This is a genomic window from Sphingobium sp. FG125 (assembly GCF_057809795.1).
Genome location: NZ_JBMDKQ010000040.1, coordinates 1 through 8,756, shown reverse-complemented (window position 1 = coordinate 8,756; position 8,756 = coordinate 1). Strand labels below are relative to the sequence as shown.

Annotated in this window: 8 protein-coding genes and 1 tRNA gene; 1 reads left to right on the top strand and 8 read right to left on the bottom strand. The window is 65.3% G+C overall.

The window, feature by feature from the left end:
* Positions 1-119: 119 nt before the first annotated feature.
* Positions 120-196 (top strand) — tRNA-Arg (locus ACODSR_RS20600).
* 8 nt (positions 197-204) lie between these two features.
* On the opposite strand, the gene ACODSR_RS20595 is transcribed toward ACODSR_RS20600, so the two are convergent.
* The 8 genes from ACODSR_RS20595 to ACODSR_RS20560 all read right to left on the bottom strand — a co-directional run bounded on the left by ACODSR_RS20595 (position 205) and on the right by ACODSR_RS20560 (position 8,662).
* Positions 205-1,656 (bottom strand): cobyric acid synthase, encoded by a 1,452-nt coding sequence (locus ACODSR_RS20595; protein ID WP_489078393.1) that lies wholly within the window; start codon positions 1,654-1,656, stop codon positions 205-207.
* A 41-nt stretch (positions 1,657-1,697) separates the two neighbouring features.
* Positions 1,698-3,314 carry a pilus assembly protein TadG-related protein gene (locus tag ACODSR_RS20590; RefSeq protein WP_489078392.1) on the bottom strand — a complete coding sequence of 539 codons (1,617 nt, stop codon included), beginning with the start codon at positions 3,312-3,314 and terminating at the stop codon, positions 1,698-1,700.
* Positions 3,311-3,748, bottom strand: a complete 438-nt coding sequence (locus tag ACODSR_RS20585; RefSeq protein ID WP_489078391.1) for a TadE/TadG family type IV pilus assembly protein — start codon at positions 3,746-3,748, stop codon at positions 3,311-3,313. The genes ACODSR_RS20590 and ACODSR_RS20585 overlap by 4 nt, the downstream gene beginning before the upstream one ends.
* Positions 3,749-3,915: 167 nt before the next feature.
* Entirely contained in the window at positions 3,916-4,815 is a 900-nt protein-coding gene (locus ACODSR_RS20580; RefSeq protein WP_489078389.1) for a PAS domain-containing protein, read from the bottom strand.
* A 96-nt stretch (positions 4,816-4,911) separates the two neighbouring features.
* On the bottom strand, positions 4,912-5,133 hold the full coding sequence (locus ACODSR_RS20575; RefSeq protein ID WP_119745953.1) for a hypothetical protein: 222 nt from the start codon (positions 5,131-5,133) through the stop codon (positions 4,912-4,914).
* A 30-nt stretch (positions 5,134-5,163) separates the two neighbouring features.
* Positions 5,164-6,423, bottom strand: a complete 1,260-nt coding sequence (locus tag ACODSR_RS20570) for an N-succinylarginine dihydrolase (RefSeq protein ID WP_489078388.1) — start codon at positions 6,421-6,423, stop codon at positions 5,164-5,166.
* The gene (locus tag ACODSR_RS20565; RefSeq protein ID WP_489078387.1) at positions 6,420-7,439 is read right to left on the bottom strand and encodes an arginine N-succinyltransferase; all 1,020 of its coding nucleotides are present in this window, start codon (positions 7,437-7,439) and stop codon (positions 6,420-6,422) included. The genes ACODSR_RS20570 and ACODSR_RS20565 overlap by 4 nt, the downstream gene beginning before the upstream one ends.
* A complete protein-coding gene (locus ACODSR_RS20560) occupies positions 7,436-8,662 on the bottom strand; it encodes a hydrolase (RefSeq protein WP_489078386.1) in 1,227 nt (408 codons plus the stop codon). The genes ACODSR_RS20565 and ACODSR_RS20560 overlap by 4 nt, the downstream gene beginning before the upstream one ends.
* Between the last annotated feature and the right edge of the window lie 94 nt (positions 8,663-8,756).

Here is an 8,756-nt window from a genome sequence, read left to right as displayed (position 1 = left end):
TCAGCTGGATAGAGCATCAGACTACGAATCTGAGGGTCGGGCGTTCGAATCGCTCCGGGTGCACCAACATTTTGAAGGACGTCGAGTCCGGCTTTACGCCAGGCTTTAATCCTTCCAGCGCACCCATAGCTCAGCTGGATAGAGCATCAGACTACGAATCTGAGGGTCGGGCGTTCGAATCGCTCTGGGTGCACCATTTGCCTGTTATGACAGCGCCAGCGCGACCATCGCGTCGATATCGGCATGTTGCTCCAGCAGCGCGGCAACCTCGTCCAGCGCATCCTCGACCGTCTGTCCATAATCGGCCAGTGCCGACTGCCCGCCCAGCCGCCGCAGCAATGCGTCGCGCAACGGCGCGCTGGCCAGCAGTCCATGGACATAGCTGCCCAGGACCAGCCCGTCGCGGCTGATCGTCCCATCGGCCCGGTCGCCGTCCAGCAGCGCAAAGGGCCGCGCACAATCCGCCCCGCTGGTTGCGCCCATATGCATCTCATAACCGCTGAAATCTGCGCCCAGACCACGTCCCTGCACCAGATCCAGCGCCTTGCCCGCCGACAACAGCGTGTCGACCTCCAGCAGCCCAAGACCCGCTACCGCGCTCGGCGCTCCCTCCAGACCTTCGGGATCGCTGATTGTCCGCCCCAGCATCTGGTATCCGCCGCAAATCCCCAGCACCGCCCCGCCACGCCGATGATGGGCGCGAATGTCGATATCCCACCCTTGCGCGACCATCGCGCGCATGTCGGCAATTGTCGCTTTCGACCCCGGCAGGATGACCAGCGCCGCGTCGGCCGGGATCACCTGCCCCGGCCCGATCATCCGCAACTCGACCGACGGCTCCAGCTTCAGCGGATCGAGATCATCGAAATTGGAGATACGCGGCAGCACCGGGCAGGCGATGACCAGCGGCGCGTCTGCGGAAGGGGCGCGCCGTTCCAGCACGACGGCATCTTCGCTCGGCAATCGCGCCACCGCATCCAGCCATGGCACCACCCCCATGCCGCGCCAGCCCGACAGCGCGGCAATCTGCGCATAGCCATCCTCGAACAGGGCCGGATCACCGCGAAACTTGTTGATCAGGAACCCCTTGATCATCGCCGCGTCGTCAGGGTCGATCACCGTGCGCGTGCCAACCACGGCCGCAATCACGCCGCCCCGGTCGATGTCGCCCACCAGAATCACCGGCACGTTTGCCGCGCGGGCAAAACCCATATTGGCAATGTCGCCCGCGCGCAGGTTGATCTCGGCGGGCGATCCCGCCCCCTCGACCACCACAATGTCGCACTGCGCCCTCAATCGCGCATAGCTTTGCAGCACAGCACCCAGCAGTTCTCCACGCGCGCTGCGGAAATTGCCCGACCCCAGCGTTCCGCGCACCTGACCATGAACGATCAGCTGCGACGTCCGGTCGGCCTGCGGCTTCAATAGCACCGGGTTCATATCCGTGTGCAGCGGCACTCCGCACGCAATCGCCTGCAACGCCTGCGCCCGGCCAATCTCTCCGCCGTCGCTGGTCACCGCCGCATTGTTGGACATATTCTGCGGCTTGAATGGCCGCACGGAATAGCCACGCCGCACCAGCGCGCGGCACAATCCGGCGACCAGCACCGATTTGCCCACGTCCGATCCGGTTCCCTGTAGCATGATAGCGCCCATGGCTCCCGCTCCTGACGGCACAGTGCCGCCAGCGCAAGCCGTTAGGCGACGATCGCCGCCATCCCGCACCGCATCTGATGCACCCGCACGTCGGCATAGCCCAGTTGCACCCCCAGCGTTGCCGTTACGCTCGCCAATATGCCGTCCAGCAAGGGTGCGGTCGTCGCCAGCAGCGTGCCGATGGCCGGCACCAGCGGGCTGAGGCTTAGATTGATGCCCAGCACGGACACCTGCACCTGCGTTCGGCTGGCAAGGCTCTCGGCCAGCCCCTGCGTCAGATCATTGGTACTGACCCGCTTGGCTGTCTGCGCGCTGATCTCCGTGGGCGAAAAATGCACATTTTGCGGCTGCACACCACCCAGCGCGATATTGGCATAGCCTGTCACTTTCGTGCCCAGCACTTGCGCCAGCACAGCCGGGCGCGGATTGGCGGGCGCGTTGAAATTGGTCAGCGCCTGCACATCAACATCCGCCAGCGCCGCCGTGCCGATCGACGGCGTCACCGCCAGCGTCACGCCCTGGCCTGCCGATCCCGTGGTGCAGTCGATCGCCGATAGCCGTGCTTCCGCCGCCGCCAGTTCGACGTAGAGCGGGAGACGCACCGACGCGATACCCGACAGCGCCGTCGCCACACTGCTTTCCAGATAGAGGCGGGTCTGCGCGGTGCGCAGCACGACCGACTTGTCCGCCGTCACGCTCAGCAGGGGAGAACGCGCCTGTCCTTCACCCATCACCAGCATCAACCGGGTCGATGTCAGCCCCGGCACGGTCAAGTGCAAATCCATCGGAACCGATGTCCCCGACGGTGGGCTCAGGATCATGCGCAGCATCGAAAAGGCGTCGAGCAGCACATTGGGTTGCCCCGTCGCACTGGCCGCGCCGCGCATCGGGCCAAGATCGATGACATCACTCAGCCGCACCGATCGTCCCGCGATCTGCCCCGCCATAGCCAGTAGCACCGCCGCGCTCTGACTGCCGCCTGCACTGTCGGCCATCGCGCCAATCACATCGGACACCGGGATGTCACGGTCGAACAAGGCGCCATAGGCCTCGCCATCGCGCCCCGTCCGCACCCGCAGTGCGTCGGCAACGCCCAACAGGTCCAGGTTCAGGCTCGCCAGCCCCTGACTGTCCATCACCGACAGGTTGAGCTGCGTACCGGCCAGACTCGACAGCAGCATATTGGGTAGTCCGCCATTGACCGCTGCAAGCCCGGTGCCGATCGAGAAGGCCGCCGCGTCCTGGCGTGCCGCTATCGCCCGCGCGCGCAGGTCGATGCCATCGCGCCCGACCAGCAGCCGGGCGAAGAAGAGTGGCGTTCGCCGTTGCAGTTCGACCCGCATCGCCCCGCCTTCGCCTGCAACGAAGCGATCGGCCACCGGAACCGCGCTATCGGCCCGGTAGCTGCCGCCCTCCAAGCCGATCAGCGCGATGCCGCCGACCCCGCTTTGTCCCACCAGTCCTTCCGCGGCGCTGCGCCCGCCACCGACAGCCGCCAGCGCCGCCGCATCGGCAATGCCCTGCAACTGCCGCTTGGCCAGATAGATCGATCCCAGATCGACTGCGACCGTCGCCGCGCCCGCCAGCATGAACAGCGATCCCGCCAGGATCAGGCTGATGCCGCCGCGCGCATCGCGCATCGCGCCGCGCCGGGTCACGGCACCGCAATCCGTATGACCGCGCTGCGCTGCAGCGTCGTGGCGGCAAGGGGAATGGGGGTAGCCGCAAAGATTGGCGCGTTGCTCAGATTATAGCTCAGCGTCACTCGATAATAGCCGCCGCTCTCGTCCGTGCCGATGCTGATCGTCTGCGCGGCGGGCGCGGGGAAGGCGGCGCGGCTGGCCACAATGCTCTGCTCCACCAGCGCGCGTCGTTCGGTTGCGTCCAGGCCCGCCACTGCCGCCCGTGCCGCATCATTGGCCGCCTGTTGCAGGCTGTGGGCGGTCATGAACCAGCTGCCATAGACTAATATGCCAAACAGCAGGCTGATCAGCAGCGGCAGGGCAAAGGCTGCCTCAACTAAGACGCTGCCCGCGTCATGACGGGGCAGGGAGGCGATCGGCCGGAACCGGGGGGAGGGGCTTTGGCGCATAAGGACAGCATAGCGTCGCACGCTCAACAGCCGGTTTGATCGGCTTGCGGTGGATAGTACGCAATTCCCGCATATCTCGGCCCCACCGATCCGGCGGATCAATCGATCCTGATCCACTCCCTCCGAATCGGACCATGAATTTGCGTAAAAGCCGCACCGGCCGCCGTTTACGTGCCCTGTGTGGCCGCCACACGCTGGCCCGTCATCACGATCACCGCGCCCTCGGTGCCGTAGGTGCCATGGAGTTGCGCGATCGCCGCCTCCACCGGCATCACTGCCCCGCCATTGGTCAGCAGCCGCGTCGCCACCCGCCGGTCACCCTCGCCGCGCAGCACCCGTTCCAATTGCTCGCGAAAGTGCGGCCGCGCCGATACTTCTACGACGTCGGGCAGGGACACACTCGACAGCCTCTCTTCGGGCAGGCCGATCATCGTGCAGAATGTGTCGTCGGCAATCTCGATGAACCCGCGCGTCGATATCCGCACATAGCCCACCCCGCCATGCACGCTCATGGCTTTCAGGATCGCGGACTTGACGTCGGCCAACCGGTGACGGCGCATGTCCGCAGTAATGTCGCGCAGCAGCAAGGCGATGCCGTCGCCGAACGGGAATGTCTCGAAATGCAGCCAGGCGTCGCTGCGGAAGGGGGAGGGGATGTCCGCCGCGCTGGCCTCACCGGACGCCAGGCTGTGGCGGATATGCGCCTCGGTCAGCGTGCCGGCAAATTCCGGCAGCGCCTCCCATAACGACCGCCCTTCCAGATGCCGGTCCCACCTTTTGGTCATCGCCAGCGCCACGCCGTTGACATAATCGATGCTCAGGTCGCTGCGGCACAGGATCAGCCCCTGATAGATGCGGTTTGCCAGTTCGCGCATCCGGTCCGGCGCTGCGGCGGGACCATCGCTCACACCCAGACTGCGGAAACTCTCCACCCCCATGAAGATATGGGTCTCGCGGCCATGATGGGTGATCATCACCGGCTCCCGCGCGCCGACCTCCCGCCAATGCGCGAAATTGCGTACCAGTTCAGCGGCGGCAACGCTTTGCCCGCGACGGTCATCCAGCATGGCTCCATGGCTCCCTGTTCATGTAAGGAAGCCACGATACAGGACCGGATCAAAAGGTGAATCGACAGACCACTCCGTTTCGGAGTGAAGCGCGATTTAACTGCCGTAGGCGCGCTGATAGTCGAGCGCGTCGAGCATCTTGCCCCCCGCCATGAACACCGCGCCCGTGCAGGCCAGGGCCAGCAACTGCCCGCCAAAGCCGGGATATTGCTGCATATAGACGAGGCCGCGCTCGGACGCACCCAGCGCGAGCGCATAGATGATCAGAAACGCCTCAAACTTGGTCTTTATGGTGAAAAGGCGTTTGATGCGTTCCATTATGATCCCACCTGGCATTGCGGCCCGCCGCTATGGGATTAGATCGCCCGAAAGCTGCAAATGGTCAACAAGGGTTAACCATGATTGTTCGATCCGGGCGATCAGCCGCGTGTCGGACAGGTCGTCCGGCGCGATCTGTTCGGGCCAATAATCCGTGACGATCCGTGCGATCCCGTCGAGCTTGCCCTCATCCATCATGAAGCGTGGGTCGATCGTCGCCGGGTCAGCCACCACCCGCAATCGCAGGCAGGCGGGGCCGCCGCCATTGGCCATGGACTGGCGCACATCCACCGGCACCAGCCGCCGGATCGGTCCGTTGCCCACCACCATCTGCTCTAGCCATTGCCACACCGCTGGCGTTTCCTGCGCCTCGGTCGGCAGGATCAGCGCCATGCCGCCATCGGGCAGCGTCACCAGTTGCGCATTGAACAGATAGGATTTGATCGCATCGGTCAGGCTGACGGCGCTGGCTGGCACCTCGACAATCTCGACACCGGGCATCGCCGCGCGTAGATCGGCATAGAAGCCTGCCTTGTCGGCAAAGGCCAGTTCATGCGCGAACAGCACCCGCTCATTGGCGACCGCCACGACGTCATTGTGAAACGCCCCTGCCGCGATCGCCTCCTCGGACTGCTCGACAAACAGGGTCCGCGCCGGGGCCAGCCCATGCAGCCGCGCCACCGCCTTGCTCGCCTCAAGATGCTGGCGCGCGGGGAAGGGGCCACCCGACCGACCATAGACGAATATCTCCATCCCCGCCGCGCCATGATGGTCGCACAGCCGCATATGATTGGCCGCGCCCTCATCCCCGAACGGCGCTGGCACAGGTGCATGAACCGCAAAGGCGCGCGGATCGGAAAAGGCGACCCGCAACTGCGCCAGCGTTTGCGGCCATTCATGGCTGCGATGCGGCATGGTGACCAGGTTCGCGACGGTCAGATGGGTACGCCCGTCCGCGGTATCACTGGCGGGGGATACCGTCGCCGCATTGGCCGCCCACATGGATGATGCCGACATCGCCGCCGCCCGGATATGCGGCTCGGCCGCGCCAATATCCGTCCCCAACTGCGCCAGCCATATCCCGTCAGGCCGCCATTGCGGCAGGAACAGTCCTTGGGCTAGCCCCAGCCGGATATTGCCGCGCATCTTCTCGATACCCTGCAACGCCGCCGCGCGCGGATAGGCGACCGCGCCCGCGTTGCGCGAAGAGGCAAGATTGCCCAAACTCAGTCCGGCATAATTATGGCTCGGCCCGATCAGCCCGTCGAAGTTGATCTCGGTAACGCTCATGCCCGTCCCGCCATGGTGAAGCTCTGCCCCGGTTCCAGATGCAGCCGCGCCGCGCTCGCCGCGTCCAGCGACACCGCGCCACCCTCATCCTCGACCACAAAGCCATAGGTGCAGCGATAGTCGGCCAGCGTGCCGGTCGACACCAGCATCTTGACGCCGCCCTTTTCATGGCAGGATGACAAAGTGACGTCACGCGCCGCCGCGATTGTCTTGAGCTGGTCGATCTGACCCACCATCGTCGGCCCGCCGTCGAAAATATCGACATAGCCCGCATTGATGAACCCCTCGGTCTCCAGCATCCGCATCGCCGCCCGGCCATTGGGGTGGGGCAGGCCGATGACGGCGCGCGCGCTGTCAGTCAGCATCGCGGTATAGATGGGCGTCTTGGGCATCAGGTCAGCGATGAACTGGTTACCGTTCACTGCGTTGAATTCGTCCGCCTCCTGAAAATTCATGCCAAAGAAGCGCCCGGCCAGCCCATCCCAGAATGGCGATCCGCCCGCCTCGTCAATCACCCCGCGCAATTCGGCGATGATCCGGTCGCCAAAACGCGCCCGATGCCCGCGAATATAGAGATAGCGGCTGCGCGCCAGCAGCAGCCCAAGCCCCTCGGCCCGCTCACGCGGATGCAGGAACAGCCCGCCCACCTCGGTCGATCCCTCCAGATCGGTGGTCAGCGACAGCATCTGCGCCCGGAACGTCCGGGCCAGCTCCCGGCTATGCTGGGTCAGCACGCCCAACCGATAGGAATAAAAGGGCCAGCTTTGCCCCACGGTGCTGAAAATCTGGCAGGTGCCGCGGACCTGGCCCGTCTCGACATTCTCCAGCACCAGCACGATCAGTTCGTCCTTGATGCCGTCATCAGTGCGCCCAAGCGCAGTCGCCGTCCGCTCCAGCTTGGCACTGAGCGCCTTGCGATCGGGCGGCAGGTTGGTGAAGCCGCCACCCGTCAGCTTGGCCATCTCGTACAAGGTCTGCAAATCGTCCGCGCGCGCGGTGCGCATGATGAAGCTCAAGCGATCATCCCCTCTCTTTTATATTGCCCCTGCGCGATCCGCAGCAGCGCCAGCGCGGAAAGCTGCGCCCGTTCCGCCAGACTGTCGGTCAGCAGAAACTCCGCGTCGCTATGGATATTGCCACCGCGCGCGCCCATCGTATCGACCACCGGCACGCCGCACGCCGCGATATTATTGCCATCGCACACTCCGCCCGTATCGCGCCAGCCGATCGGCAGCCCCAGTTCCGCGCCACATCGCCGCACCAGATCGAACAGCGCCAGCGCTTTGGCGTCCATGGGCTTGGGCGGACGGCCAAAGCCGCCATGGCAATGCAGGCTGACGTCATGGTCGCGCGCCACGTCGTCTATAGTCCGATCGAGCAACGCCTGCGCCGCCACCTCGTCAGCAGGCGTCATCGGCCGGAAATTCACTCGCAACACGGCATGGTCGGGTACGACATTATTCGGTCCACCACCGTCAATCCTGGCCGGATTGCAGGAAAAACCCTTGCCGCTGGCCGCCTTCAGCCGCAGCGCCAGATCCGCCGCCGCCAGCAGCGCATTGCGCCCGTCATCCGGGTTCCGCCCGGCATGGGCGCTGCGTCCGGTGACGATGATGGAGAAATTGCCGCTCCCCGCCCGCGCGCCCGCCAGCGTGCCATCGGGCAGCGCGGGCTCATAGGTGAAGGCGGCCAGCTTGCCCGCCGCCGCCTGCCGCAGCAGTGCGGCAGAGGAGGGGCTGCCCACTTCCTCGTCGCTGTTGATAATGACATCATAGCCAAGCCTTGCCGCCTCGCCCGATGCCTCGAACGCCCACAGCGCTGCCAGCATCACTGCCAGCCCGCCCTTCATGTCGGCCACCCCTGGCCCGTTCAGCACCCCTGGCTCCAGCCAGCGCAGCGACTGGAACGGATGATCTATCCCGAATACCGTATCCATATGCCCGGTGAGCAGCAGCCGCACTGGCGCGTCAGGCCGGACCGACAGATGCAGGTGCCGACCGGATTCGACGCTGTTGATCCGCCCATCGGTCGCGACCGTCTCGACCGGCGCGGCCTCCACCAGCCGCACGTCGCCCGGCAGCACGGCAAAAGCATCCGCCAGCAACCCGGCCATCACGCCCAGCCCGTCCAGATTGCGTGACCCGCTGTTCACCGCGGCCCAGGCCTGCACCTGCGCCAGCATTGGCGCATCTGCCGCATGGTCCAGCAACGATTGATCGAGCGATGATGAAAGCGTCATCCCGCCGGGTCTATCAGACCCCGCGCCGCGCCTCCACCCCTGTGACAGCGTAGTCATTCTCCTCTCCGTTCGTTTCGAGCGAAGTCGAGAAACC

Coding starts and splice junctions, on each gene's coding strand:
- ACODSR_RS20595 (WP_489078393.1), bottom strand. CDS start 1,656: ATGGGCGCTATCATGCTACAGGGAACCGGATCGGACGTGGGCAAATCG.
- ACODSR_RS20585 (WP_489078391.1), bottom strand. CDS start 3,748: ATGCGCCAAAGCCCCTCCCCCCGGTTCCGGCCGATCGCCTCCCTGCCC.
- ACODSR_RS20580 (WP_489078389.1), bottom strand. CDS start 4,815: ATGCTGGATGACCGTCGCGGGCAAAGCGTTGCCGCCGCTGAACTGGTA.
- ACODSR_RS20575 (WP_119745953.1), bottom strand. CDS start 5,133: ATGGAACGCATCAAACGCCTTTTCACCATAAAGACCAAGTTTGAGGCG.
- ACODSR_RS20570 (WP_489078388.1), bottom strand. CDS start 6,423: ATGAGCGTTACCGAGATCAACTTCGACGGGCTGATCGGGCCGAGCCAT.
- ACODSR_RS20560 (WP_489078386.1), bottom strand. CDS start 8,662: ATGACGCTTTCATCATCGCTCGATCAATCGTTGCTGGACCATGCGGCA.